At 61.0% G+C, this 26,762-nt stretch carries 20 protein-coding genes; 11 read left to right on the forward strand and 9 right to left on the reverse strand.

Features of this window, described 5'->3' with window-relative positions; genetic code table 11:
• Positions 1 to 8: 8 nt before the first annotated feature.
• The 5 genes from ACB031_RS05895 to mscM all read right to left on the reverse strand — a co-directional run bounded on the left by ACB031_RS05895 (position 9) and on the right by mscM (position 9,059).
• Complete coding sequence (locus ACB031_RS05895; protein WP_005298338.1) at positions 9 to 743, reverse strand: succinate dehydrogenase/fumarate reductase iron-sulfur subunit; 735 nt, start codon at positions 741 to 743, stop codon at positions 9 to 11.
• A complete protein-coding gene (gene frdA, locus ACB031_RS05900; protein ID WP_043171199.1) occupies positions 736 to 2,520 on the reverse strand; it encodes a fumarate reductase (quinol) flavoprotein subunit in 1,785 nt (594 codons plus the stop codon). The genes ACB031_RS05895 and frdA overlap by 8 nt, the downstream gene beginning before the upstream one ends.
• A 517-nt stretch (positions 2,521 to 3,037) precedes the next feature.
• Positions 3,038 to 4,915 (reverse strand): methyl-accepting chemotaxis protein, encoded by a 1,878-nt coding sequence (locus ACB031_RS05905; protein WP_017764984.1) that lies wholly within the window; start codon positions 4,913 to 4,915, stop codon positions 3,038 to 3,040.
• Between the two features lie 132 nt (positions 4,916 to 5,047).
• The gene (locus tag ACB031_RS05910) at positions 5,048 to 5,758 is read right to left on the reverse strand and encodes a glycerophosphodiester phosphodiesterase (protein WP_371139188.1); all 711 of its coding nucleotides are present in this window, start codon (positions 5,756 to 5,758) and stop codon (positions 5,048 to 5,050) included.
• A gap of 22 nt (positions 5,759 to 5,780) precedes the next feature.
• Complete coding sequence (gene mscM, locus ACB031_RS05915; RefSeq protein WP_010633183.1) at positions 5,781 to 9,059, reverse strand: miniconductance mechanosensitive channel MscM; 3,279 nt, start codon at positions 9,057 to 9,059, stop codon at positions 5,781 to 5,783.
• Between the two features lie 155 nt (positions 9,060 to 9,214).
• Here mscM and ACB031_RS05920 point away from each other — a divergent pair, with 155 nt between their 5' ends.
• Positions 9,215 to 10,549, forward strand: coding sequence for an MATE family efflux transporter (locus ACB031_RS05920; RefSeq protein WP_041202915.1), 1,335 nt, complete (start codon positions 9,215 to 9,217; stop codon positions 10,547 to 10,549).
• Positions 10,550 to 10,636: 87 nt separating this feature from the next.
• On the opposite strand, the gene ACB031_RS05925 is transcribed toward ACB031_RS05920, so the two are convergent.
• Both ACB031_RS05925 and ACB031_RS05930 read right to left on the reverse strand, forming a co-directional pair.
• Positions 10,637 to 11,461 (reverse strand): peptidoglycan DD-metalloendopeptidase family protein, encoded by an 825-nt coding sequence (locus tag ACB031_RS05925; protein WP_371139189.1) that lies wholly within the window; start codon positions 11,459 to 11,461, stop codon positions 10,637 to 10,639.
• Positions 11,462 to 11,504: 43 nt separating this feature from the next.
• Complete coding sequence (locus tag ACB031_RS05930; protein ID WP_195878979.1) at positions 11,505 to 12,356, reverse strand: hypothetical protein; 852 nt, start codon at positions 12,354 to 12,356, stop codon at positions 11,505 to 11,507.
• 176 nt (positions 12,357 to 12,532) lie between these two features.
• Here ACB031_RS05930 and ACB031_RS05935 point away from each other — a divergent pair, with 176 nt between their 5' ends.
• Positions 12,533 to 13,309, forward strand: coding sequence for a BPSS1780 family membrane protein (locus tag ACB031_RS05935; protein WP_095592220.1), 777 nt, complete (start codon positions 12,533 to 12,535; stop codon positions 13,307 to 13,309).
• A gap of 63 nt (positions 13,310 to 13,372) precedes the next feature.
• Here ACB031_RS05935 and ACB031_RS05940 read toward each other — a convergent pair whose 3' ends face one another.
• On the reverse strand, positions 13,373 to 14,272 hold the full coding sequence (locus ACB031_RS05940; protein WP_017764991.1) for a LysR family transcriptional regulator: 900 nt from the start codon (positions 14,270 to 14,272) through the stop codon (positions 13,373 to 13,375).
• 127 nt (positions 14,273 to 14,399) lie between these two features.
• Between ACB031_RS05940 and ACB031_RS05945 the strand changes: the two genes are divergently transcribed.
• From ACB031_RS05945 to oxyR, 4 genes are all read left to right on the forward strand, one after another.
• Positions 14,400 to 15,260 (forward strand): Vmh family MBL fold metallo-hydrolase, encoded by an 861-nt coding sequence (locus tag ACB031_RS05945; protein WP_242762717.1) that lies wholly within the window; start codon positions 14,400 to 14,402, stop codon positions 15,258 to 15,260.
• Positions 15,261 to 15,335: 75 nt separating this feature from the next.
• Entirely contained in the window at positions 15,336 to 15,983 is a 648-nt protein-coding gene (locus ACB031_RS05950; protein ID WP_024941163.1) for a DsbA family protein, read from the forward strand.
• A gap of 218 nt (positions 15,984 to 16,201) precedes the next feature.
• Positions 16,202 to 17,842, forward strand: a complete 1,641-nt coding sequence (locus ACB031_RS05955) for a methyl-accepting chemotaxis protein (protein ID WP_017764994.1) — start codon at positions 16,202 to 16,204, stop codon at positions 17,840 to 17,842.
• A 152-nt stretch (positions 17,843 to 17,994) separates the two neighbouring features.
• The gene (gene oxyR, locus ACB031_RS05960) at positions 17,995 to 18,891 is read left to right on the forward strand and encodes a DNA-binding transcriptional regulator OxyR (protein WP_021464491.1); all 897 of its coding nucleotides are present in this window, start codon (positions 17,995 to 17,997) and stop codon (positions 18,889 to 18,891) included.
• A gap of 69 nt (positions 18,892 to 18,960) precedes the next feature.
• Here oxyR and ACB031_RS05965 read toward each other — a convergent pair whose 3' ends face one another.
• Complete coding sequence (locus ACB031_RS05965; RefSeq protein ID WP_368231531.1) at positions 18,961 to 21,450, reverse strand: penicillin-binding protein 1A; 2,490 nt, start codon at positions 21,448 to 21,450, stop codon at positions 18,961 to 18,963.
• Between the two features lie 287 nt (positions 21,451 to 21,737).
• On the opposite strand from ACB031_RS05965, the gene tapM reads away from it, so the two are divergent.
• The 5 genes from tapM to ACB031_RS05990 are packed head-to-tail and all read left to right on the forward strand — an operon-like array spanning position 21,738 to position 26,715.
• Complete coding sequence (gene tapM / locus ACB031_RS05970) at positions 21,738 to 22,808, forward strand: PilM family type IVa pilus assembly protein TapM (RefSeq protein ID WP_017787953.1); 1,071 nt, start codon at positions 21,738 to 21,740, stop codon at positions 22,806 to 22,808.
• Positions 22,796 to 23,374 carry a PilN family type IV pilus biogenesis protein TapN gene (gene tapN, locus ACB031_RS05975; RefSeq protein ID WP_268037347.1) on the forward strand — a complete coding sequence of 193 codons (579 nt, stop codon included), beginning with the start codon at positions 22,796 to 22,798 and terminating at the stop codon, positions 23,372 to 23,374. The genes tapM and tapN overlap by 13 nt, the downstream gene beginning before the upstream one ends.
• Positions 23,371 to 23,970: a PilO family type IV pilus biogenesis protein TapO gene (gene tapO, locus ACB031_RS05980; protein ID WP_005298374.1), complete on the forward strand. Its 600-nt coding sequence runs from the start codon at positions 23,371 to 23,373 to the stop codon at positions 23,968 to 23,970. Before tapN ends, tapO begins: the two co-directional genes overlap by 4 nt.
• Complete coding sequence (locus ACB031_RS05985) at positions 23,967 to 24,497, forward strand: pilus assembly protein PilP (protein ID WP_005298376.1); 531 nt, start codon at positions 23,967 to 23,969, stop codon at positions 24,495 to 24,497. The genes tapO and ACB031_RS05985 overlap by 4 nt, the downstream gene beginning before the upstream one ends.
• Before the next feature lie 16 nt (positions 24,498 to 24,513).
• Positions 24,514 to 26,715 carry a type IV pilus secretin PilQ gene (locus tag ACB031_RS05990; RefSeq protein WP_371139190.1) on the forward strand — a complete coding sequence of 734 codons (2,202 nt, stop codon included), beginning with the start codon at positions 24,514 to 24,516 and terminating at the stop codon, positions 26,713 to 26,715.
• Positions 26,716 to 26,762: the final 47 nt, after the last annotated feature.

Consider the following 26,762-nt stretch of genomic DNA (forward strand, 5'->3'; position numbering starts at 1 on the left):
TCCTGCTCTCAATCTGGCTTGAACATGGCGATCATGTAGTCCTTGGCGCTCTCGACCTTGCCAAGCTGGATGGCCGCCGCCGGATCCACGCCTTTCGGGCACACTTCGGAGCAGTAACCCACGAAGGTGCAACCCCAGACGCCCTCGTCCTGGCTGATGATCTTCATCCGCTCTTTGGACGCGCTGTCGCGGTTGTCGGCGTTGTAGCGGTAGGCCAGTGCCAGGGCCGCCGGACCGGTGAACTTCTTGTTGATGCCATACTGCGGGCAAGCCGCGTAGCACAGACCGCAGTTGATGCACATGGAGAACTGGTGATACTTCGCCATGTCAGCCGGGGTCTGGGTGTACTCGCCATCGCACAGGTTGCGCGGCTCAGACGGGATGATGTAGGGCTTGATGCTCTCCAGCTTCTCGATGAAGTCGGACATGTCGACTACCAGATCGCGCTCGATCGGGAAGTTGTTGAGCGGCTCGATAGTCATCTTGCCCGGCAGGTAGTCCCGCAGGAAGGTCTTGCAACCGAGTTTCGGAATGCCGTTGACCATCATGCCGCAGGAGCCGCAGATTGCCATCCGGCAGGACCAGCGGAAGCTTAAGGTAGAGTCCAGATGATCCTTGATGTATTGCAGCGCATCCAGCAGGGACATCTCTTTGAGGTAGGGCACCTGGAAGGTCTGCATCCAGGGCTCGTTATCCTGCTCGGGACGGTAGCGCAGGATTTCAATTTCGATCATCTCAGCCATTCTTCTTAGCCTCGTCTTGTTTCTCACCCTCGGAACCGTACACGCGTTTGGCCGGTTGGGATTTAGTGATCTTCACATCGGAATAGTCGATGGTCGGGGCCCCTTCGCCGTTGTAGAAGGAGAGAGTGTGCTTGAGGAAGTTGACGTCATCGCGCTCCTCGTAACCGTCCAGACGCTGGTGGGAACCGCGGGACTCTTTCCGGTTGATGGCGGAGTGCGCCATGGCTTCGGCCACGTCCAGCATGTAGCCCAGTTCGATGGCGTACAGCAGATCGGTGTTGAAGACGGAGGACTTGTCGTTGATCTTGATCTTCTTGTAACGGGCTTTCAGCTCGTTGATCTTGTCGATGGTGCCCTGCATCAGCTCTTCGGTACGGTAGATACCGACCCCGGCTTCCATGGACATGCCCAGTTCGTTGCGGATATCCGCCGGGTTTTCGGTGCCGTCGATGTCGAGCAGGGAGAGGTGTTGCTTGATCAGCGCCTCGGCCTTGGCGGCCAGCGCCTGGGTGTTGCCATGAGACTGGGTCTTGGCAAATTCACCGGCGTGCTCACCGGCCACCTTGCCGAACACCACGATCTCGGACAGGGAGTTGGAACCCAGACGGTTGGCGCCGTGCAGACCGACGGAGGCACACTCGCCCAGGGCATAGAGGCCCGGCAGACGGGTGGCGCATGCGCCGTTGGTCTCGATGCCGCCCATGGTGTAGTGGGCAGTCGGACGTACCGGGATCGGCTCCTTGACCGGATCCACACCCACGTAGGCCTTGGCCAGTTCGCAGATGAAGGGCAGACGCTCTTTCAGGTACTTCTCGCCAAGGTGGCGCAGGTCGAGGTGAACCACGTCGCCCATCGGGCCCTGGATCACGCGGCCTTTCTGTTGCTCCTGCCAGAAGGCCTGGGAGAGGCGGTCACGGGGACCCAGCTCCATGTGCTTGTTCTTCGGCTGGCCGACCGGGGTTTCCGGGCCCAAGCCGTAGTCTTGCAGGTAGCGGTAGCCATCCTTGTTGAGCAGGATGCCACCCTCACCACGACAACCTTCGGTCATCAGGATGCCGGTGCCCGGCAGACCGGTCGGGTGATACTGGACGAATTCCATGTCGCGCAGCGGTACGCCGTGGCGGTAGGCCAGCGCCATGCCGTCACCGGTGACGATGCCGCCGTTGGTGTTGTAGCGATAGACACGGCCGGCGCCACCGGTGGCCAGAATGACGGATTTGGCCTGGATGAAGCGGGTGATGCCGTTCTGGATGTCAAAGGTCAGTACGCCCTGGACGCGACCATCTTCCACGATGAGATCCATGCAGAAGTGCTCGTCGAAGCGCTTGATGCTCGGGTACTTGATGGAGGTCTGGAACAGGGTGTGCAGAATGTGGAAACCGGATTTGTCTGCCGCGAACCAGGTGCGGGGGATCTTCATCCCGCCGAAACGGCGCACGTTGGCCTTGCCGTCCGGCTTGCGACTCCAGGGGCAACCCCAGTGCTCCAGCTGGATCATCTCGTTGGTGGCATTGTTGACGAAGTAGTCGACCACGTCCTGCTCACACAACCAGTCGCCACCGGAGACGGTGTCGTTGAAGTGGTTTTCGAGGGAGTCATCATCACGGACGACACCGGCGGCGCCGCCCTCTGCGGCCACCGTGTGGCTGCGCATCGGGTAGACCTTGGAGATCAGGGAGATCTCCAGCTCCGGGTGAGCTTCCGCTATGGCGATTGCGGCACGCAGGCCACCACCACCAGCACCGATGATGGCGACATCGGTCTTGATAATATCCACATCTGCCTCCTTAGGGATAGATTTGCTGGGCACGATTTTGCTCTATGAAAAAAATTCAGGCTTGATGCAAGTCAAACTGGTCTGTTTTAGTGCTTGGCAATGGTGATCTTTATCAAAATCACCCCATTCCTTGGATGAAAACGCCGTAATTATCGCCATCCTGCAGTTATCGGTATCAGCCGCTGTCATTACTATGGTTATTTTAAGCTCAGGATTATACGTAGTTTTCTTTCAAAAAAATGAGAAACACCTCTCTTTTTAGGTATTACCCCCAAAGTTTTTAAGTTTTTTATCAAAAATATTTAATAAGAATTATTCACGGATAGAAGAATGTGGTGGTTGAGTTCAAAAAACTAATCCGAAGATCGTGGTGAGTCAGCTGTTGCAGGATCGAGGGCTGACCGGTGTCGTGCAGGAGAGTCGGTAATCCCTGCGGGTTGATGTGGTAATAACTATTGAAACCAAAGCATTTTTTCATAAAAAAAGGGGCCTGCATGGCCCCTTTTGTCGATCTGCATCAGATGCGGAACATGCCGACCTGATTGCTCAGTTCACCTGAAATATTTTTAAGTTGTTCAGAGAGATGGCGTGAGCTGTCGGCATCGACCGCCAGCTCGTCCGAGACGTCCTTGACCGCCTGGATGTTGCGGCTTACCTCGTCGGTAACGGCCCGCTGCTCCTCGGCGGCGCTGGAGATCTGGGTCGCCATGTCGGAGATCTGGTTGATGGAGGCGGTGATCTGCTCCAGTGCCTGAGTGGCATCGTTGGCATCTTCCACGCTGTTCTGGGCCAGCAGCTGGCCTTCGTGCATGGTGCTGACGGCGCCCTGGGTGTTGCGCTGCAGGGTCTCGATCATGTTGCGGATCTCGACGGTGGAGCTGTGGGTGCGCTGTGACAGCACCCGCACCTCGTCGGCCACCACCGCGAAGCCGCGACCCTGCTCGCCGGCACGGGCTGCCTCGATGGCGGCGTTCAGAGCCAGCAGGTTGGTCTGCTCGGCGATGCCCTGAATGGTGGAGAGGATGGTATTGATCTCCTGAGCGTTCTTTTCCAGTTCCTGAATGATGCCGGAAGCCTGTTTGACCTGGGTGGCGAGATCCGTGATGGAGCGCTGGTTGCGGGCGATCACCTGCTTGCCGTGCTCACAGCTGCTGGAGGAGCTGCGGGCCGCATCGGCGGTCTGCTCGGCGTTGCTGGCCACTTCCACCGCGGTGGCGGACATCTCGTGCACCGCAGTCGCGATCTGGGAGATCTCGTTTTGCTGGCGGGCCAGACCCTGGCTCGATTTCTCCGCCATGTTGTGGGACGACTTGGCCTGCTGGTTCAGTTGCCCGGAGGAGTTGGAGATGTCCTGCACCATCACGTGGATGCGGTCGATGAAGGTGTTGACGTGTTTGGCGACTATGCCCACTTCGTCTTCCCGCTCGATCTTGACGCGGCGGGTCAGATCGCCGTTGCCGCGGGAGAGATCGGCAATCGCCTCGCCCAGGGTCTTCAGCGGTGCCAGGGAGCCGCTGATGGCGACGTAGGAGAAACCGGCCACAATGAGGATGGTCAGCAGACCTTGCAGCAGGGCGGAGGTGACCATGCGCGAGACTGACTGGTAGGCGACCGCTTCGTCCACCACGATACCGAAATACCAGTTGGTGTTCGGGATCTCGGTCAGGTCGAATACGCTGGGTTTGCCGCTGATTTCCATCTCGGAGATGGTGTTGTCATGGGCCAGTTCGTTGACCTTGGCGGCGGTCAGATCGGGGGAGAGGGCAGTGGCCGGCTTGAGCGCCAGCTCCTTGTCCGGGTGGGCGATGATGGTGCCATTACCGTCAACCAGGATGGCGTAGGTGCCTTCCGAATTGAGGGCCAGCACATCGCGTACCAGGGCATCGATGGAGACGTCACCGGCGATGACCCCCTGGGTGTTGCCCCGGGTGAAGGGCTCGGCGATGGTGATGATCAGCTGACCCGTGGTGATATCGGCATAAGGCGAGGTGATGGCCAGCTTGCCGGCTGCCATGGCGTCCTTGTACCAGGGACGTTGACGGGGGTCATAGCCGGCCGGCAGGTCGGTCGGCTTGCTCTGAATCATCTTGCCATCCTTGGTGCCCACGTAGACCAGGTCGAAGTTGCCTGCGTTCATGGTCTGGGCCAGATGGCTGATGGGTTCGTCTTCCTTGGCGAATGCCTCCTTGGTGGCGGTGACCATGCCGATGCGGGCATCCAGCCAGCGGGAGATGCCTTTGACATTCGAGACCGAGCTGTCGTCGATGAAGCTCCAGATCAGACGCCGGGTCTCGCTTTTCAGTTGACTTGTGTTGTACCAGACCTGCAGGCCTGTGATGACCAGGATAATGACCCCGATGGCGAGGACAAGCTTGTTCTTGATGGATAAGTTCATGTTTACATCCTTGTGAGCTTCAGTCTGCGATGTGTGGTTTTATTGTTATGGGCCAACACTGTATCGGCCAAAGTCGAACTTTTTGTATCCCGGTGCGCCATTAAATTTATAGCTTAAATCAGCGGTTATCGATCACCCCCGACACAATGAGTCCAATTTGGCGGATGGCAGAAAGCGATCCGGCCGGTTGGTGAAGATGCCGTCGACGCCGATGGTAGCCAGCATAGCCTGATCGGCAGGATCATCGACCGTATAGACCAGTACCCTGAGCCCGCGATCGTGGGCATCCTGTACCAGCTGTTGATCGACAAAATCCACGTCGCAGTTGAGTGACCAGGCCCCCAGCTCGGCCGCAAAGGCCGCCTGGGTGAGGGGAATGGTGGAGGTGAGCGCCCCCAGCCGGATCTCGGGGCGCAGGGCGGCGAAGCGGGCAAGCTCGGGATGGTGGAAGGAAGAGACGACCCACTGGGCGGTCGTGAAGCCAAGCTCGGCCTCGGCACGCCGGGTCAGTCGGGCTACCTCGTCGGCTGTTTGTGCTCCTTTTAACTCGATATGCAGCTCGGCCTGGCCGGCGATGGCCTCCATCACCTGCCACAGGGTCGGGATCCCCTCTCCCTCGCCGGCATTCAGGCTTTCCAGATAGGTGCGTGACTGGGCTATCAGCACGCCGCGGCCGTCGGTGCAGCGCTCCAGTCTTCGGTCATGGAAGACCCACAGCTCGCCGTCGGCCTGCTGCACGTCGATCTCGATGGCTCCAGCCCCCAGCGTCAGCGCCAGCCTGATGGCCTTGAGGGTGTTCTCCGGTGCCAGTCCGCTGGCGCCGCGATGGGCGATGATCTGCATGTTGTGCTCCTGTGAGGGCGACTCAGGCCCGGCTCAGACGAATGTCGATCTGCTGGTGCGGCAGCCCCAGCCCCTGTTGCTGCAGTTTCTCCAGTACCAGCGAGTGGACCTCGTGGGTGATGGGCATGCGGTGATCCATGCTGTTGACGTAGAGCCGGATCTCGTAGATCAGGGCCGAGTCGGTGAATTCGATCAGGAACACCTCGGGGGAGGGGGTCTCCAGCACCAGGGTGGAGGCCTTGATCGACTCTTCCAGAATGGTCTGTATCTTTCTCGGCTCCTGGGTCAGGCCGATGCGGATGCGCAGCCGTACCCGGGTGATGGCGTCGGACAGGGACCAGTTGATGAACTGCTCGGTGATGAAGGCCTTGTTGGGGACGATGATCTCCTTCCTGTCCCAATCCACTATGGTGGTGGCGCGGGTCTTGATCTTGGTGACGGTGCCGGTCAGCTCGCGGATGGTGACTGTGTCGCCGAGCCGGATCGGTTTCTCGAACAGTATGATGAGGCCGGAGACGAAGTTGGCGAAGATCTCCTGCAGCCCGAAACCCAGGCCCAGGGAGAGGGCCGCCACCATCCACTGCGCCTTGGACCAGTCGATGCCGAGGATGGAGAAGCCGGTCAGCGCCCCCACCACCAGCACTATGTACTTGGTCACTGTGGTGATGGCGAAGCCGGTGCCGGGGGAAAGGCTCAGGTGCTGGAGCAGGGTCAGCTCCATCAGACCCGGCAGGTTGCGGGCGGTGACCACGGTCAGGATGAAGGTGAAGGCCGTCAGCATCAGATCCTGCAATGTGATGGCGACGACCTGCTCGATGCCGCCGATCTTGCTGCTCACCTGCCACACCTCGATGCTGCGCAGGAAGCTGAACGCCGAGTTGAGTTCGGACCACTGCACCACCACCAGCATGGTGAAGCCCAGCATCAGCAGGGTGCGCACCAGCCCGAGGGACTGGGCACTGATGGTGTCCAGATCCAGTTCGGTGTCCTCTACCACATCCGGGATCTCGGAGCTGAGCTCGTCGTGTCCCTCTTCCCGGCCGCGCTGGGCCAGGATCTCGGCGCGCTTGCTCTTGGCTCGCTCGAAGGCGAGGCGGCGGCGCTGGATCAGCATCCAGCGGTGGGCCAGATAGTAGACGAGCAGGCAGCCCAGCCCCATCAGCAGGCTCAGCTCCAGCTGGCGCAGCAGGATGCGGGAGGTATAGAAGTAGCCAAGCAGAGAGCCGATCACCGCCAGCAGCGGCGCCAGCATCAGGCTGTTCCAGATGAAGTGGTGCAGCAGGTGCGGCTTGCTCATGTCGGCCTGGCCCCAGGTGAGCGGCAGCCGCTCCCGGTTGAGGCGGGCGAAGAACAGCAGCAGCCAGAGGGCGCCGACGATGAAGGCCAGCCGGCCGAGGGAGTCGTAGAAGGCGTGCTCCTGATAGCTGTTGGCCATGCCCTGTACGAAGAAACTCGGGATGATCACCAGCAAGAGGGTGCGAAACTGGCTCCACACCTTCTGCACCCGCTCCTTCTGCCAACGAAAATGGAGGATCAGGATCCCCTTCTCCAGCGTCAGGTGACGCGCCATCAAGAGCGCCAGCAGCAGGAACCAGATCTCGCCGAGGCCGCGGGCCACCGCCACCGCGAACGGGTATTGCCAGGCGCCGTCGAGCAGGCCGCGCACCATCAGCACCATGGCGGGTAGCGGCAGGGAGGCCAGCAGGGAGCGCATCAGCAGCCGGCTGGTGAGGCTGAACTTGTCCTGGGTCACCTTGCCGATGCGGGGCGCTATGTACTGGCTGTAGTGGGTCAGGTGGCGAGCCAGCTTGAACCAGCACCAGGCCAGCACCAGGATGCCGATGCCGGCGAAGGTGAGGGTGATGGGATTGTTCTCGGCGATGGCCTGGGGCAGTTGCAGCCAGTTGACCGGGTTGAGGGCGAGACCGAGGGCGGCCGGTACCCCGAGCAGCACGGCCGGGGTGAGCGGGCGCACGTCCGGCATCCAGAACAGGTGGCTGGCGCTGAGCTCGCGGATCTCGTCGATCTTGCTGTTCTGGCGGCTGTAGAGCAGCTTGAGCCGGGTCTGCTCCTGAATGAGGCTGTCGGCGGCGTCGTTGAGTCGGGTCAGCAGCTGCCGTCTGGCCTTGAGCAGGTTGTCGAGTACCGCCAGCTGGGCGCGATCCAGGGTGATGCCGTCGGTGGCCAGCAGCTGATCGCGCAGCTGGCGCGGATCCTTGAGGGCATCCTGCTCGGTCTCGTACTGGTATTTGGCCATGCGGGCGTTGACGATGGCCGACTCCAGCTTGTCGAGGGGGAAGTAGGCGGGCAGATCCGAGAGCTTGCTGCGCAGGTTCTCGCCGTAGGCGTTGCTGATCTGCAGCCACTCCAGTTGCTCGCGCACCGAGTTGACCAGGTCGTTCAGGGTCGAGAGGTTCGTGTCGATCACCCGCTGCTCGTCCTGCACCCGCTCAATCTGATCTTCGAGCGCGCCGAGCTGGATGGAGAGCGCCTGGTTCTGCTGTTGCTGCTCCAGCAGCAGCGGCATGTCGGAGGTGAGCTGCTTGCGCAGCCGCTCGCTCTCCGCCAGTGCCTGTTCTGTCTTGTCGCGGCGCAGCTGGTTCTGCTGGTTGAGCAGGCTGGTCTGCCACTCGTCCTCGTCGGTGATGGCGAGGTTGAGCTCCTGCAACCTGAGCTTGCCCAGATCGTTGCGCTGCTGGGCGGAGAGCTGTTCCAGCTCCAGCATCTGGATCCGGTCGGAGAGGCTCTGCTCCTTGAGGCGGGTCACCAGCTGCTGGGCATCCTGCTGGCGGTCAGACTCGCTGCTGAAGCTGAGCCGATCGAGCAGGGCACGGGTCTGCTGCAACTGCTTGCGCAGCTCGTCGACCCGCAGGTGATACTCCTGGCCTGTGCTCTCAAGCTGGTTGAGGCTGTCCATCACCCCCTGGCGCTCCTTGCGCAGGTTGAGCTGGCGGTTGCTGCTCAGGCCGATGGCCTGGCGCAGCGCCTCCTCCTTCAGGGAAGAGAGGGCAGGACGAGGCTGGGGCTGGTAGTTGTGCAGGCTCTCCTTGAGGCGGGCCGACTCCTTGGGATAGTCGATGAGCACCTGCTGATAGGCCTTGCCCTGCTCGCGGTAGCGCTGGGCTTCCCGGGCAAATTGCAGCGCCTGCTGGTAGCTCTCCCGCAGCTTCTGGTTCTCCGGGGTGTCCGTCTTGGGCACGCTCTGCAGCAGTTCTTCCACCTGGGTGATGGCGTCATCGGCCTGGGCAAGGGGAGAAAGAAGAGTAAGGCAGAGCAGCAGGGAGAGCAGGCGTTGCAACATGGCGCACGTTTCCGTTCAGGTGGAGTCGCCCTAGCCTAAAGCAGGGGCCTGGGCGGGTAAAGTTTTCCATATTAATGATTTGTAACATAAATAACGGGCGATCCCGGCCCGCTTTGGCTATCATTCCGGCCGTTTTCCCCTCCATTGAGCATCCTATGTCCGCAGTCGATCTGGGCACGGCCCCCCTTTCCCGCCTGTTCTGGCGCTACGTCACTCCGACCGTGGCCGCCATGCTGGTCACCGGCATCTATGTCACCATAGACGGCATCTTCGTCGGCCATATTCTGGGCCAGGACGGCCTGGCCGGCATGATGCTGGCCTACCCCATCTGCGCCGTGCTCTATGCGGTGGGGGCGCTGATCGGCATGGGCTCCTCGGCGCTCGCCTCGTTTTATCTGGGCAAGGGGGAGCAGGCCAGGGCCCGTCACATCGTCGGCAACGCGCTGGTGATGGTGCTCATCGCTTCGGCGCTGCTCGCCTTCATCGGCATCCACTATGGCGACGAGATGCTGGTGTGGATGGGGGCGGAGGGGGCCATCTTCGACGCAGGATACGCCTATCTGCAGTGGTATTCCTGGCTCGGGGTGTTCGCGGTGCTCTCCATGGCCTTTACCGCCCTGCTGCGCAACGACGGGCGACCCGGCCTCACCACTTGGATCCTGGTGGGGGGCGGCGTGCTCAACGTGCTGCTCGACTACCTGCTGATGGCGGTGATCCCCTGGGGGCTGGCGGGGGCCGCCATCGCCACCATGCTCTCCCAGGCAGTGACCGGGGGGCTGTGCCTGTGGCACTTCTTCACCCCGCGCAGCCAGCTGCGCATTCGCTGGGATACCCTGCGGCCCGACTGGCGGCTGATGGGAGAGACATTGCGACTCGGGGTGTCGAGCTTTCTGATGTACCTCTACCTGTCGGTGGTGCTGGCGCTGCACAACAAGGCGCTGCTCTCGGTCGGCACCTCGTTGCACGTGGCCGCCTACGGGGTCATCAGCTATAGCGAGGCCTTCTTCTATCTCATCTTCGAGGGGATCGCCATGGGCATCCAGCCCATCGCCAGCTTCAACGCCGGGGCGGGCAACTGGGCACGGGTGCTGCGGGTGCGCAACCTGGCGCTCGGGGTGACGCTGCTGGTGGCCCTGTGCGGCATGTTGCCGCTCTATCTCTGGCCGGAGGGGGTGGTCTACCTGTTCGCCGGTGACAACGCGGCCCTGTTGCCGGTGGCCAGCCTGGGCATCTGGCTCTACTTCTGGGGCTTGCCGATGGAGGGCCTGCTGCTGGTGGGGGCCACCTACTTCCAGGCCATCAACCGGGCCCGTATCGCCTCCCTGCTTACCGGCGGCAAGCTGGTGCTGATCGGCGGCTTTCTGTGGGGCTTCTCTTCCCTGTGGGGGGTATCCGGCGTCTGGTTGGCGCTGCCCACCTGCAGCACCCTGCTGGTACTGGTGATGTGGCGAGCCATGGGCAAGGAGGCACGCCAGCACAGCGCTGCCTGACAGGTGGTCATTCGGCCATCAAAAAGGCAGCCTAGGCTGCCTTTTTCGTTTTGAACGCCCCTGCCTGCGCGCGACAGGTCTCCGGCCTCAGGGCTTGAAGGCGCCGATGAAGATGGCGGGATCGACGCGAGCGTCGTTGAGACTGACGTTCCAGTGCATGTGGGGACCGGTGGCGCGGCCGGTGGCGCCGACCCGGCCGACGATGCCGCCGCGGGGCAGGCTTTGGCCCAGCTTCACGTCGACCTTCGACATGTGGCAGAACATGCTGATGAGCCCCTGGCCGTGGTCGACGAACACCGTGTTGCCGTTGAAGAAGTAGTTGCCAATCAGGATTACCTTGCCAGCGGCTGGTGCCTTGATGGGGGTGCCGGCACCGACCGCGAAGTCGAGGCCGGAGTGGGGGTTGCGCTCCTCGCCGTTGAAGAAGCGGCGCAGCCCGAACGGGCTGGAGAGCGGCCCCTTCACCGGTTTGTCGAACAGCAGGTTGCTTGGCTGGGCCGGGCTGAAGGTCTGGTAGGCGCGGGTCTGCTCCGCCAGCTCGCGGTTGATGCGGGCCATGTCTTCGGCCAGCGGATTGACCTGACGGCCGTTCTTGAGCTTGATCTGCTGCTCGCGGTAGTGCTTGCTGCCGACCGTGAAGCCGAGGGTGCGGCCATCGCTCACCTGCAGCTGGTGGGGGCCGGGCTGGCTCTTGAGAGGGATGCCGACGATGGCAATCCAGCGCTTGCCCTCTTCACGCACCACCAGTACCGGCTTGTCCTGATAGCGGGCGGTCGGGGCCTGCGCCTCGCTGCCAAGGGGCACCACGGCGACACCGCCCGGCACCGGGTGATTGAGCAGGCGGCTGATGAAGCCCTCGGCGAGGGCGGACTGGCTGGCCAGCAGCAACAATAGACAACAAACGACTCTCATGATGATTCCAGGCTGGGTTGACTAAGACGAAACGGTAACGAAATCAGGAGGCTGGCTGGAAGCGCTGGTAGATGGCCTCCATCTGGACCGAGACCTCCTGGCGCACCAGATCCAGTTCCAGCATGTCTTGCAGCACCTTGAGCTGATCCGGGCTCAGGAAGCCGCGGCTGCTCTCCAGTACCCGCTGGGTATAGGCGCGCTGGTTCTCCAGATAGGTGCCGGCATCGCCGCTCTCCTGTTGGGCCAGCTGCTGGTTCGCCTCGCTCAACAGGCGCGTCAGAGATTGGCGCTGGGCCGGTGCCAGCAGCTCGCCGCGCTCCGCCAGGCGGCCCTGGATCTCCAGCAGGCGGTTGGTGTCGCCCGAGTAGATCTCTTGCTCGAGCCGGGTGCGGGTATCCTCCCCCAGCAGGTTGCTGAGGTTGCTCCAGATGCGCTGGCTCTCCTGCTCGTAGGCATCGGGATGATCGAAACCAAGGCGATAGAGCTCGCGCAGCTGCTCCTGCACCTGGCCGCGCACGTCCTCCACGATGTCGAGCCGATCGAAGACGGTGGTGAGCTGGCTGCCCTGCTCGGCGTCATAGAGCCGTTCGATCAGCACGGACCCTTCGCTCGACTGGCTCCACTGGCTGATGGCTGCTTCCAGCTCGGGGTTGGGGGGGAGCGCCTCCTGGGCGGGCGCAGGCTCGCTCTGGGGGCCCTTGCCGGGCAGCTTGGCCAGCAGGTTCTGCCCCGGGTTCTGGCTGCTGCTCTGGGAAGCTGACGCGTCGCACTGGGCTGCGCGGGCGGTGCCGGCTGCGTCGGACTCCGGCTGGGCGGCGGTGTGGTCGGCTTGCCACTGCCAGAGGTTGAGCAACAGGGAGGCCAGCAGCAGCGGCGCCAGGTGAGATGTACGCATTTTGGATTCTCTTGAATAAGTGAACGCCCCTTGCAGAGGGGTCTCTTATGATAACCGTAACGTCTGATACAAGCAGCCATGACGTGCACCTGCGGTGTCGATGGCGGCCCGCCATTGAGTCGGGGGCCCCATGGCTCTAGAATCGGCAACCAGCCGTTTTCATCCGAGGAACTGTTATGAATGGATTGTCCCCCCTGCGCACAGCACCCGCCCGTCACCCCATAGGGCGTGGCTGGGTCTGGGTGCGGTCCGGCTTCGATATCTTCAACAAGGGGATGGGGGCCAGCGTCGGCATGGTTCTCGTCTGGTTTGCGGTCGGTCTGCTGCTGGAGCGCCTGCCGGCGGGCAGCCTCATCTCCCAGCTGCTCTATATGGTTTGGGGCGCCGGCTGGGTGGCGGTGGCCCACCACGGTTATGAAGGCAACCCGCTGCGCTTCGCCGACTTCTTCTCCGGCTTTCGGCACAAGCTGACGCCGCTGATGCTGGGGGGGCTGCTGGTGCTGGCCCTGTTCAGCCTGATCGGTCTCATCTGCCTGGGGCTGCTCTCCATGTGGGGGCTTACCTCCCTGCTGACCCAGGATCCCGAGTCCCTGGTGGTCACGGCGGCCCAGGCCCAGGGGCTGCTGCTCTGCCTGCTGCTGGGGCTGGCGCTGCTGATCCCGGTGCTGATGGCCATCACCTTCGCCCCCGCGCTCATCTATTTCCACGACGTGGGGATCCTGCAGGCGGCCAAGCTCAGCTTCAAAGGCTGCCTGACCAACATGTGGCCCTTTCTCTGGTGGGGCATAGTCGCCGCCATCCTGATGCTGTTTGGTGCGGCGCTGATGCTGGTGGGGCTGCTGGTGGTGATCCCGGCCCTCAACTACTCCATCTATGTGGCATATCGGGAGATCTTCCTGGATGTGGCGCAGGAGACGCCGGCCGATGCCCCGCTGAGCGGTTTCGAAGCCTGAATGCGGCCAGCGAGTCTGGCATATTGAACGAAAGGGGCCTGCTGGCCCCTTTTTCATGCTGGTTTAATCGCGCCACATGGGGTCGGCGGCCATGCGTTCCACCATAAAATCGAGGAAGCTGCGCAACAGCGGTGACATCTGTTTGCGGGTGCCATAGACGGCGTAGACGCCGAGTCGCTTGGGCTGCCACTGCTCCAGCAGCGGCACCAGAGTGCCGGTCTCGAGATGGGGCTGGGCGGAATAGCGGGGCTGCAGGCTGATGCCGGCACCTTCCAGGGTCGCCTCCAGCAACAGGTTGGAGATGTTGGCGCTGAGGTTGCCGCTGACCGGCACGGATTCGGGCCCGTCCGGCCCCTGAAATTCCCACAGACTCTTGCCGAAATAGGTGTAGGTGAGGCAGTTGTGCAGGGCGAGCTCCTGCACCTTGTGCGGTGTCGGGTGCCTGGCCAGATAGGCCGGGCTGGCACAAACCACGGAGTGGCAGGTGCCGAGCCGGCGGGCCACCAGGTTGGGATCGAGATCATTGGTGATGCGGATGGCGAGATCGATCCGCTCCTCCACCAGGTTGACGGTCCGGTCCAGCAGCAGGATATCGATGGCGGTGCCCGCATAGCGCGCCAGGTAGTCGTTGGCGGCCCCCACCAGCAGGGCTTCCGAGAGCGAATAGCTGCTGGTGATGCGCAGCTGCCCCTTGGGCGCCTCGTCGCCGCGCACGGCGATCTGCTCCATCTCTTCCCCCAGCGCCAGCATGGCCCGGGCCCGGTTCAACGCCTCTTCTCCCGGGCCGGTCAGACTGAGCCGGCGGGTGGTGCGGTGCAGCAGCCGCGCCCCCATCCACTGCTCCAGCTCCGCCAGATAGCGGGTCACCATGGCGCGCGACATCTCCAGTTTCTCCCCGGCGCCGCTCAGGCTGCCCTGTTCGACTACGCTGACAAAGACCCGCAATGCGGTCAGTCGATCCATGTTCAGGCTCTCTATATGCTCGATTAATGCAACAGTGATGCGCTCATTATGCTGTATTTGTACCGAAAGTGATCCAATAAACTGTGTCCATCTGATGAACCCCTGATGACTTGATGAGGAATACCCGATGAACAATACCCTGATCCGCAATCTGACCCTGGCTACCACCCTGCTGAGCGGTGCCGCCATGGCCGCCCCGCTGACCGTAACTGTCTACAACCCTGGCGAGAAGGCCATCTTCCCGGTCTCCTCTTCCTTGGTGGCTGGTGACAAGGAGGCGATCCTGATCGATGCCCAGTTCGACGTGCAAAACGGTCAGGCGCTGGTCGACATGATCAAGAAGAGCGGCAAGAAACTGACCACCGTCTATATCAGTGCCGGTGACCCCGACTTCTACTTCGGTCTGGAACCTGTCATGGCCGCGTTCCCCGACGTCAAGGTGCTGGCCGACCAGCATGTGGTTGACCACATCAACCAGACCAAGGACGCCAAGCTGAGCTACTGGAGCCCCATTCTGGGCAAGGGTGCACCCAAGAGCCTGACCGTGCCGCAAGTGATGACGGCCAGCCACCTGACCCTGGATGGCGAGCAGATCGAGATCAAGGAGATGAACACTCCGAATGCCTACCTGTGGGCACCGTCCATCAAGACTGCCTTTGGTGGTGTGCCGGTCTACAGCGGCGTACATGTGTGGATGGCGGACAGTCAGACCAAGGTCGCTCGCAGCAACTGGGTCAAGGCGCTGAACAATCTGCTGGCGCTGAAGCCTGAGCGCGTGGTGCCGGGTCACTTCCTGGGGACTGCGCCCAAGGGTACCGAAGCCGTGACCTTCACCCGTGACTACGTAGAGCGCTTTGAGCAGGAGCTGGCCAAGGCCAAGAACTCCGGGCAGCTGATTGAAGCGTTGAAGAAGGCTTACCCGTCCCTGCCGGTCGACGATGGTCTGGCCATCGGTGCCAAGGTCAATACCGGCGAGATGAAGTGGTAACCCCCTGACGCCTACTTCCCTGTGTTTTTTTACCGGGCCTTAGGGCCCGGTTTTTTATCCAGAATTGAAGCGAGAATGATGATGAACGAAGTGCAAACAACCCTCCATTATGTCTATGACCCCCTCTGTGGCTGGTGCTATGGCGCCGCCCCGCTGCTGAAAGCCGCGGCCGATGTCGCGGGCTTGCAGATCGAACTGCATGCCGGCGGCCTCTGGCTGGGTGGTCGCCGCCAGGCCATGGGTCAGGCGCTGCGCGACTATGTGCGCCCCCATGACGAGCGGATCCAGGCGCTGACCGGTCAGCCTTTCGGCGAGCGCTATTTCAACGAGCTGCTGCTGCGAGATGGCCTGCTGCTGGACTCGGAGCAGCCTATCCGCGCAATTCTGGCGGTGACATCCCTGGGGGGCAATGGGTTGGTGATGCTGCACCGCATCCAGCAATCCCACTATCGCGATGGCATCTGGATCGGTTCTCTCGAGCATCTGACCAGCCTGGCGGCGGAGCAGGGCATTGCGCAGGAGGCCTTCGTGCAGGCTTATCAGGCGGTTGAGCTGGCAAGCCATCTGGCGGACAGCCAGGTCTGGATGCGTCGCCTCGGCGGGCAGGGTTACCCGACTCTGGGGCTGGTGCAGGGGGACAAGGTAACGCCCTTGTCAGCGTCCTCTTTCCTGGGCGAGCCCCAGGCATTTGCCCGCCATATCCAGCAGCTGATGGGGCGCTGAGGGGGGAATTGGTATCCTGCCGAAGATAATCTTGGCCGGATGAGTCCTGAGTGGATTTTCCTGCCTGGGTGGCCCTCATGCTATCCCCGGGCAGGGCGATATATTCAGCCGCGGATAGTATGAAAATCATCCGCTTGCAATCATCGCGCTATGCTCTATGGGGATAGCCCGGACGTTCGATGTCAGGGGCTTGCGTCTAGCCGCCAAGGATACCAATCATGTTCAAAAATATGTCTATAGGTCAGAAGTTGAGCGCCGGTTTTGCGGTATTGGCATTATTGGTGCTGGTCATCGCCGGATTTGGGATCTCCAGGCTCTCCTACCTGAATGCGAACACTCAGCTTATTGTCAATAACCTGGTGCCTTCCATTCGCTATGCCAGCCAAATGCACGTTGCGCTGCTGGATGCGCGTCGAGCCGAACTGGCCATGGTCATTGCGTTGACCAACAATGACCAGGCGGATATCGCCAAACGGAACGACAGTTTCTCGGATGCCAAGGCTCGCTTTCTAAAAGCGTTGTCGGATTATGGCCGTTTGGCTTTCAACGACGCAGAAGAAGAGCAGACCTATCGTGCCTTGCAACCAGCAGGAGAGGCCTACTTCAGCGCCCATGATCAGCTGTATCAAGCGGTCATGAACAACGAAGGCGCCAAGATTGGCGAGTATCGGGATGGCATTACCCGCACTACGTTGGACCAGACCACTCAGCTCACAATGACGTTGCGCGAGATTAACGACCGCATTGGTAGTGCCATGCATACCAGCAGTGAGCAATCATATGAGTCAGCCAAACTGCTCAGCATAGCGATCGGACTCGTGACGCTGCTTTTCGTGGTGTTGGTGGCTTGGTATCTGACTCAGCAGATCAAGCGCCCGGTCAACGCGTTGCTGGAGGTGGTTGGTAAAGTGTCGGGAGGTGATCTGGCGACCCATCTTGACACCAGCCAGTTCAACAATGACGAACTGGGTCAACTGGCCAAGGGCTTTGGCGAGATGCAGAAAAACTTGCGCAATCTGGTCAGTGAAGTCTCCGGCTCCGTGGTGCAACTGAGCTCTGCGGCCGAAGAGATCAGCGCGGTGGCCCGTCAGTCCGCCAACAACATGAACAGCCAGCAGCACGAGCTGAACCAGCTGGCCACCGCCATGAACGAGATGCAGGCGACGGTGCAGGAGGTGTCCCGCAACACCAGCGATGCCGCCAGTGCCGCCAGCGCTGCCAGCAGCACCGCCGAGCTGGGGGCCCGCACCGTCAATGACTCCATCAAGCGCATTGAGCAGGTGGCCGGTGCCATCGAGAGCACCGCCGTGGTAATTCATCAGTTAGGTGATGACAGCCGCAACATCGGCATGGTGCTGGAGGTCATTCGCGGGATCGCCGAGCAGACCAACCTGCTGGCACTGAACGCCGCCATCGAGGCGGCCCGGGCCGGGGAACAGGGGCGCGGTTTTGCGGTGGTGGCCGATGAGGTGCGCACCCTGGCGAAACGGACCCAGGACTCCACCTCCCAGATCAACACCATCATTGCCGAGCTGCAGCAGCGGGCCGAGCAGGCCGGCACCACCATGCAGCAAAGTCAGGACATGATGAACTCCACCGTCAGTACGGCGCGTGAGGCGGGGGCGTCCATCTCCGAGATCAGCGGCTCGGTGGAGAGCATCTCCCACATGAACATCCAGATTGCGACCGCCACCGAAGAGCAGGGGGCGGTGAGTGAAGAGCTCAACCGCAACGTGGTCAATATCAGCCATGCCTCGGAAGAGGTGGCGGCCGGGGCAACCCAGATGGCGCAGGCCTGCAACGACCTGAACCATCTGGCCACCCAGCTGCAGGAGCTGGTACGCCGCTTCCGGGTGTGATGAGGCTATGCTGACCCGACGGGCCCGGATCCAGGATCCGGGCCCGTTTTATTTATCCCCTGTGCATGGTCTGTCCAATCTCACCATCCCTTGTCCCTCCCGCCGTTCTTGGGCATGCTAATGGCCCCATTGGTTGGCAGGATTCTGGATGTATGAACCTTCGCGATCTCGAGTATTTGGTGGCGCTGGAAGAGGAGAAGCACTTTCGCAAGGCGGCGGAGCGCTGTTTCGTCAGTCAGCCGACCCTGAGCGGCCAGCTGCGCAAGCTGGAGGATGAGCTGGGGGTGATCCTGATCGAGCGCACCTCCCGCAAGGTGTTGTTCACCCCGGCTGGCGATGCCATGGCGCAGCAGGCTCGCAAGGTGCTCAAAGAGGTGCGCGAACTCAAGAGCATAGGCCAGCACTTTGCCGAACCCATGTCCGGCGAGATCCACATCGGCTTCATTCCCACCGTCGGCCCCTATCTGTTGCCCCACATAATCCAGGATCTGCGCGAACATTTTCCCAAGCTGGAGTTCTACCTCTATGAAGAGCAGACCCAGGTGCTGCTCAAACGGCTGGAAGAGGGGGAGCTGGACTGCCTGATCCTGGCCGAACTGGAGGGGATGGAAGGGTTTGGCTCCATCCCTCTCTATCAGGAGCCCATGTGGCTGGCGGTGCCCCAGCAGCATCCGGAGGCCAGGGCCAAGGCGGTGCCGCTCAGCAATCTCAAGGGCAAGAAGCTGCTGATGCTGGCCGATGGCCATTGTCTGCGGGATCAGGCGATGGGCTTCTGTTTTGCCGCCGGCATCGGCGAGGATCAGCGTTTCAAGGGCACCAGCCTGGAGACGCTGCGCAACATGGTGGCGGCCGGCAGCGGCATGACGCTGGTACCCAGGCTCGCTGTGCCAGCCAATACCGAGGAGGGGGGCGTGAGCTACCGGCCGGTGATCGATCCGGTGCCAGGGCGTACCATAGCGCTGCTCTATCGCCACTACTCGGTGCGCCGGCCCTGCTTCAACGAGCTGGCCGCCCGCATCTCGAGCCTGATGAAAAGCCTGCTCGGCTGACGACAACGCATTCGTGTTCACCAAAAGAAAACCGGCGCCTTGGCGCCGGTTTTTGTCTGCTGCGGTTGCTTAGAAGATATCGTCGGTGGAGACGGGGCCGTCAGTGTCCGAGCCATCGCCGCCATAGACCTGATTGCCATCCGAGCTCTGGGTGGCGAAGCGGGTCGGTTCGGTGCCTTCCTTGAAGAACTCGTCCGTGCTGCTGCCATCGGTGCGGTTGGTCAGCAGGCCGGTTTCACGGTCGATGCGCACCGTGATGATCCCTTCCGGCACCGGCATCTTGCGCTCGGGGATCTGCTTGAGCGCCGTCTTCATGAAGTCGATCCAGATGGGCTGTGCGGCGCCGCCGCCAAACTCGGCCCGGCCCAGGCCACGCTGGTGGTTGTCAAAACCGATCCAGGAGGTGGCGACCAGGTTCGGGGTATAGCCGGAGAACCAGGCATCGCGCGACTCGTTGGTGGTCCCGGTCTTGCCCGATATATCGTGGCGCTTGAGATCGCGAGCCGCCCGCCAGCCGGTGCCGCGCCAGCCATTGCCGCCCCAGATGGCGGTGGTCAGGGTATCGGTGACCAGGAAGGCACTCTGGGCACTGATGGTCTGCGGCGCCATATTGTTGGGCACGACGGGATCGATGGGGCACTGGGCTTTCCAGTCGGGGGCCGTATTGGCATAGGCATCCGCGCTGTCCAGACCGGCAGCGGCCAGTACGCCGCAATCGCGGCAGGCGGCGGCCGGGTTGGCCTGATAGAGAGGCGCGCCGAAGCTGTCGGTCACCTCGGTAATGAAGTAGGGGGTGACCTGGAAGCCGCCGTTGGCCAGCACCGAATAGCCGCGCACCACTTCCAGCGGGGTGAACTCGGCCGCGCCCAGCGCCAGCGATTCGTTGGGCGAGATGGTGTCGCGGACAAAGCCGAAGCGGGTCAGACCGTCGATATAGGTATCCAGCCCGATGGCGCGCATCAGCCGGACCGACATCACGTTCTTCGACTTGGCAAGACCAAGGCGCAGCGGTGTGGGGCCGTCATAGATAGCCGGGGAGTTCTTGGGCTGCCACATGGGGCCCTTGGAGGGATCCCACTGGTTGATCGGCGCATCGTTGATGAGCGAGGCCAGGGTATAGCCCTGCTCCAGCGCGGTGGCATAGAGGAAAGGTTTGATGTTGGAGCCTATCTGGCGACGTGCCTGATCGACCCGGTTGAACTTGGACAACTCGAAGCTGAAACCGCCGACCAGCGCCTCGATGGCGCCATCCTGCGGATTCATGGCCACCAGGGCGGCGTTGACCTCGGGGATCTGGGAGAGCAGCAGCTCTTCACCCTTCTCCCGTACCCAGATCTGGGCGCCGACCTTGAGTACGTCCCGTGCCGATTTCGGGGCAAAACTCTGACGATCGTCGGTGATGAAAGAACGAGCCCACTTGATGCCGTTCCAGCCAAGCTCGGCCTGTTTGCCGTTTTTCAGCACTATGGTCGCGCTCTTGTCACCCAGCTTGGTGACCACGGCGGCCATCAGCGGCTGATAGGTCGGCTGCTTGGCCAGATGGGCCATGATCTTGTCGTAATCCCAGTCGGCCTCGCCGCTCTTCCACAGCTGGGCGGTCACCCCCTTGTAGCCATGGCGGGTGTCATAGTCGAACACGCCGTCGAGCAGAGCCTGACGGGCTGCCCGCTGACGCTTGGCGGTGACCGTGGTGTAGACGTGCAGGCCCATGGTGTAGGCATCTTCCCCAAACTGCTCCACCATCTTCTGGCGAACCATTTCGCCGAGATAGGGGGCGTTGAGGGTGGTCTCGGCACCGTGATAACGGGCCTTGATCGGCATCTTGGAGGCTTCGTCATACTGGGCCTGGGTGATCTTGCCTGTCTCCAGCATGCGACCCAGCACCACGTTGCGACGGGCGAAGGCCCGCTCCGGCGAACGGATCGGGTTCAGCATGGAGGGGGCCTTGGGCAGACCGGCAATGATGGCGATCTCGTCCAGAGTGAGCTCTTTCACCTCTTTGCCAAAATAGACCTGGGCGGCGGCGCCGACCCCGAAGGCCCGATAGCCGAGCGGTATCTTGTTGAGGTAGAGCTGCAGTATCTCGTCCTTGGAGAGGTTCTGCTCGATGCGCCAGGCGAGGAACACCTCCTTGATCTTGCGCACCAGGGTCTTCTCGTTGCTCAGGAAAAAGTTGCGGGCAACCTGCTGGGTGATGGTACTGGCGCCCTGGCGTGCCTGGCCGGAAACTGCCCAGACGGTGGCAGCCCGCAGAATGCCGATGGGGTCGATGCCGGGGTGCTCGTAGAAGCGGGCATCTTCGGTAGCGAGCACCGCATCGATCATGGACTGGGGAATTTCATCCAGATGCAGGGGGATGCGACGAATTTCGCCAAATTGGGAGATCAATTCCCCATCCCGACTGTACACCTTCATCGGGGTGGCCAGCTTGACGTCGCGCAGTGCGGTCACATCCGGCAACTGGGGCTTGATGTAGAAGTAGATACCGATGAGGCTGGCAACACCCAGCACAGCACCCAGCATCATGACAATAAACAGGCGTACGAGCCATTTCAGCATGGAAGAACTACCAATCGTCTTAAAATTAGCCAACGGGCGCAGAGTATAGCCCTTTTGCCTTCGTGAATTCGAGGTTTTCCTGACGATGGTCCGGCTCCTCGAGAAGAGGCGGGAGGTTAGCACTCTGCGACTCAATAACCAAGGGGAGGAGGGCGCGGCTCGGAAAGCGAGTTGCATCACTTTTCGGCATAAACTTTATGACATTGATAGATAGAGCATTTAGGATGAGTTAAGCCATCATCTTCTGATTAGCTGTCCTACAATCAATCCTAAAACCCATATAACGCATGGATGTGTATATGTTTGGGCTATTCAACAAGGGTTCTCTGCTTCCACTGGCAGGCATTGATTTTGGAAGTCAGACCATCAAGGCCGTGACCATCACCGGCCGTCCCGGCAAGCTGCACCTCGAATCCGTGGCGGAGGTTGCCACCCCCAAAGGCACCCTGGTCGATTATCAGCTGCAGGATATCGAGCGGGTCGGCCAGTCTCTCAAGGGCCTCAAGCGCCTCATCTCGGGCAGCAGCCAGTATGTGGCTACTGCCGTTACCGGTTCCAACGTGATCACCAAGGTCATTCAGGTGGATGCCAGCCTGAGTGAAAGCGAGCTGGAAAATCAGGTCCAGCTTGAGGCTGAACAACTCATTCCTTTCCCCCTCGATGAAGTGAGCCTGGATTTCGAGATCCTGGGCAAGGTCGCCGATCAGGAGCGCCAGGAGGTGCTGCTGAGCGCGGCCCGCACCGAGAGCGTGAATGGTCGGGTCACCGCGCTGGCGGAAGCCGACATGACCACCAAGGTGGTGGATGTCGGGGCACACGCCTTGGGGCGGGCGGTACTCGCCTGTCTGCCTGAGCTGCAGGAGTGGGACAAACCGGTCGGTGTCATCGACATCGGCGCCAGCGCCATGACATTTGCCGCGCTGGTGAAGGGGGAGGTGATCTACTCCCGCTTGCAGAACTTCGGTGGCGACCAATACAGCCAGGCACTGGCCTCTTTCTACAGCCTCTCTCTGGATGATGCCGAGCAGGCCAAGCTGCAGGGCAAGTTGCCGATCGATCACGAGCTGGATGTGTTGCTGCCCCACATGAATGCGTTGCTGCAGCAGGTGCGGCGCAACGTCCAGCTGTTTTGCAGCTCTTCCGGCCACCGGGAGCTTTCCAAACTGGTGTTGAGCGGAGGGGGCAGCCTGCTGCCCGGGTTGGCGGCTCAGATTGGCAACGAGCTCAGCTGCGAGGTGTTGCATCCCGATCCCTTTACCCTGTTCGGCAAACCCAAGGGAGAGGTCGCTGCCCATGGTGCCAAGTACATGACGGCGCTGGGTCTGGCATTGAGGAGCTTCACGCCATGTCAAATATAAACCTCTTGCCCTGGCGCGAGGCCAGGGCCCAGCGGCAGAAGAAGCAATTCGGGGTCATGCTAGGCATCTTCATGGCCATCACGGCTTCACTTGGCTTTGCCGCCGACTGGCTGGTGGAGCAGCAGATAGGCCATCAGCAGCAACGCAACCAGCGTTTGCTGCAGGAGATGACCATCCTCGATGCCCAGCTTGGCGAGATCCGCCTGCTCAAGGAGCGGCGCAAGGAGTTGATCGATCGCATGCAATTGATCGAACACCTGCAGATGCGTCGCAATCTGCCGGTTCGCCTGTTCAACCAGCTGCCTTCGTTGGTACCCAATGGGGTGTATCTCAACACGTTGGCTCTGCAGGACAACCGGATCGACGTGAACGGCAAGACCGAAGCCTATGGCAGGGTGGCCAGCATGATGCGTCGCATCGATGGTTCCGGCTGGCTGGGGCAGTCGCAGATCAGCACCATCTTTGCGGCTGACGTGGCACCAGTTTCGCTCAGCCAGTTTTCCATGATGTTCCAGGTCGCCGTGGCGGCTGGAGCCAGCCTCGACATGGCTAAGGGGCAGAAATGAACCTGCAACAGCTCAACGAACTGGATTTCAACAACATCGCCAGCTGGCCCAAACTGGCCAAGGGGATCTTCATCCTGTTCTTCTGTGCCCTGCTTGGGGGCGCCATCTATTACTACGTGATTGCCAAGTCGCTGACTCTGTTGACCCAGGAAACCGACAAGGAGGCAGAGCTCAAGTCACAGTTTGAGAGCAAGGCGATGCTGGCCGCCAATCTCGGTGCCTACAAGGCGCAGATGGTGCAGCTTGAACAACTGGTCGATACCCAGCTAAAACAGCTGCCCAATACCCATGAAGTGGCCGGGCTGCTGGATGACATCAGCTTCATCGCCACCGACAATGGCCTCAAGTTGAATCGCATCAACTGGGAGCCGGAGATCAAGCACGAGTTTTCCACCGAGCTGCCCATGCGAATAGAAGTGGTGGGTACCTATCATGAGATCGGCAAGTTCACGGCTGACATGGCGGCCTTGCCAAGGATCGTCATTCTGGAGTCGTTCACGCTGGGTCAGGGCAAGGAGCAGGATGACATGATCGCCATGTCGATGCTGGCCAAGACCTATAAATACAACGGCAAGACGGTGGAGCAGAAAAAATGAGGATACTCTGCGTTTTGTTGCCGGCATTGTTGCTGACGGCCTGCGGCGGTCAGGATGACATGGATAATTACGTGGCCGAGGTGAAGGCCAGAAAGCCGGTTCCCATTGAACCTCTTCCCGAAATAAAGCCCTTCTCTCCCATGGCTTATCATCTCAGTGACCAGCGCAGTCCCTTCATCGCTCCCCAGCCCGAGGCCAGCAGTGCCAAGACGGATGCCAAGGTGAAACCGGATTGCGCCCAGATTGTCGCCAACAGAGAGAAAGAGGTGCTGGAGAACTATTCACTGGCCAGCCTGAGCATGCAGGGTTCCCTTGGCAAGCAGGGGCAGCTCTGGGCCCTGATCAGAACGCCGGATGGTCAGTCCATCCGAGTGGGCCTCAACCAGCATATGGGGCTGGATCAGGGGCGGGTGATCAGGATCACTGACACTTATGTGGATTTGATTGAGACTATACCGGACGGCAAGGGATGCTGGGTGACTCGAGAAACCCAGCTGGGCATGGCCAATCTTGAAGCAAAACGATAATCAGGGATGAACTGCGATGAGAACAACAATAGGTAAGGCAACCAGAGTGGCCCTGCTGTTTTGCGTCGGTGCATGGGGCCAGGCCTGGGCGGTGGCCACCCTGCAGGAGGTCAAAGTCAATCCGCTGATGGCCGATCAACTGCTGCTGGAGCTGAGTTTCAGTGAACCGGTCAGCGGGTTTACCGATCGGCTATCCTATGAACCCAACCAGTTGCTGCTGCATGTGCCGGGGGCGGTGGGGGCACTCAACGTGAATCCCCTGCCCATCAAGCAGCAGGGGGTGGATAACATCAAGGTAGAGGGCAAGGGGGCGGGTCTCGATATCAAGATTGCGCTCGAACAACTGACTCCCTATCAGGTGCACCAGCAGGGCAACAAGCTGTTGGTTGCGTTGGGGGACAAGGCGGCCATGCCGCTGCCAACCACGACCTCTTCCTCCGGGATGGTGGCTCCCCAGCCGAATTCGTCCGCCCTTATCAATACCCCGCCGGCAACCTCGTCGGCATTAATCAACAGCCAGCAGCTTGCCCGCCAGAGTGCCCCGGTGGCGGCGCCGGTTGCCAGCAAACCTGTGTTGCCAACCCCGCAAACTTCGGCCAGTGGCGCTTACTTCAACTCCGTCAAAGGCGTGGATTTTCGACGTGGCAAGGACGGACAGGGGGAATTTCTGGTGACGCTGGATAACAGCTCTGCCGCCGTGGACGTCAGCAGCCGCGGTCAGACTGTGCTGGCCAAGTTTCACGGCACCCGGGTTCCGGACGACCTGCTCAATCTGATCAATGTGCAGGATTTTGCCACCCCTGTTTCTCAGGTTGAGGTGTTTCGCCAGGGCAATGACACCCTGTTCGAGCTGTCGGTCAATGGCCAGTTTGATTATCGCTACGACCAGGCAGACAAGATGTTCATCGTCGAGGTGAAAAAGCGCACCGCAGCGAGTGCCGGCAAGCAGTATCAGGGCAAACCCATCTCTCTCAATTTCCAGGATATTCCGGTCAGAACCGTGTTGCAGCTCATCGCGGATTTCAACAATCTCAACCTGGTGACCACGGACTCGGTGTCGGGCAACATCACCCTGCGGCTGGATGGGGTGCCCTGGGAGCAGGCCCTCGACATCATCTTGAAGGTGCGTGGACTCGACAAGCGGCTCGACAACAACATTCTGCTGGTTGCACCGGCAGAAGAGATTGCCGCCCGCGAGAAACAGCAGCTGGAGAGTCGCAATCAGGTCGCCGATCTGGCTCCGCTCTACACCGAATACCTGCAGATAAACTATGCCAAGGCATCCGAGGTGGCGGCGCTGCTTTCGTCTGAAAGCACCAAGCTGCTCTCTGCCAAGGGGGCGGTGAGCGTGGATGAGCGGACCAACGTGCTGGTAGTCAAGGACACCGCCGACGTCATCAGCAACATCAAGCGCATGCTGGATATTCTGGATATCCCGGTCAAGCAGGTGGTGATCGAAGCGCGCATGGTGACCATAGACGACGGCTTCGACGAGGCACTCGGGGTACGCTGGGGGGTGACCAAGAACGATGGTCACGGCAACAGTACCTCGGGCTCCATCGAGGGCAATGATGGTTCCGGCAACAACAACGGTGGCTCGACCATTACCCGTCCCGGGGTGGACGATCGGTTGAACGTCAATCTGCCGGTGACCAACGCCGCCGGTACCCTGGCCTTCCAGGTGGCGCGGCTGGCGAACGGCACCTTGTTGGATCTCGAGTTGTCGGCACTGGAGAAGGAGAGCAAGGCCGAGATCATTGCCAGCCCCCGGGTGACTACCGCTAACCAGAAGCCGGCGCTGATCGAACAAGGGACCGAGATACCCTATGTGGAGTCCTCCTCCAGCGGGGCTACCTCGGTCACCTTCAAGAAGGCAGTGCTGAGTCTCAAAGTGACGCCGCAGATCACTCCCGACAACAGGGTGATCCTGGATCTGACCGTGACCCAGGACACCAAGGGTGAAACCGTACCTACCGGTACCGGCGATGCCGTCTCCATCAATGCCCAGTCGATCACCACCCAGGTGCTGGTCAACAATGGCGAGACGCTGGTGCTGGGCGGTATCTATCAGCAGACTATTACCAACGATGTGACCAAGGTCCCCCTGCTGGGTGATATCCCGGGTCTGGGGGTACTGTTTCGCAAGACGACCAGCGCGAACAAAAAGCGGGAGCTGCTGATTTTCGTGACACCGAAGATAGTCACCGAGACTTTCTGAAGACTTTACATGTGAAGGTAAAACACATATAACCTTACGCCCCAATG

The sequence above is a fragment of the Aeromonas sp. S8(2024) genome (assembly GCF_041403085.1).
Lineage (GTDB): Bacteria > Pseudomonadota > Gammaproteobacteria > Enterobacterales > Aeromonadaceae > Aeromonas > Aeromonas dhakensis.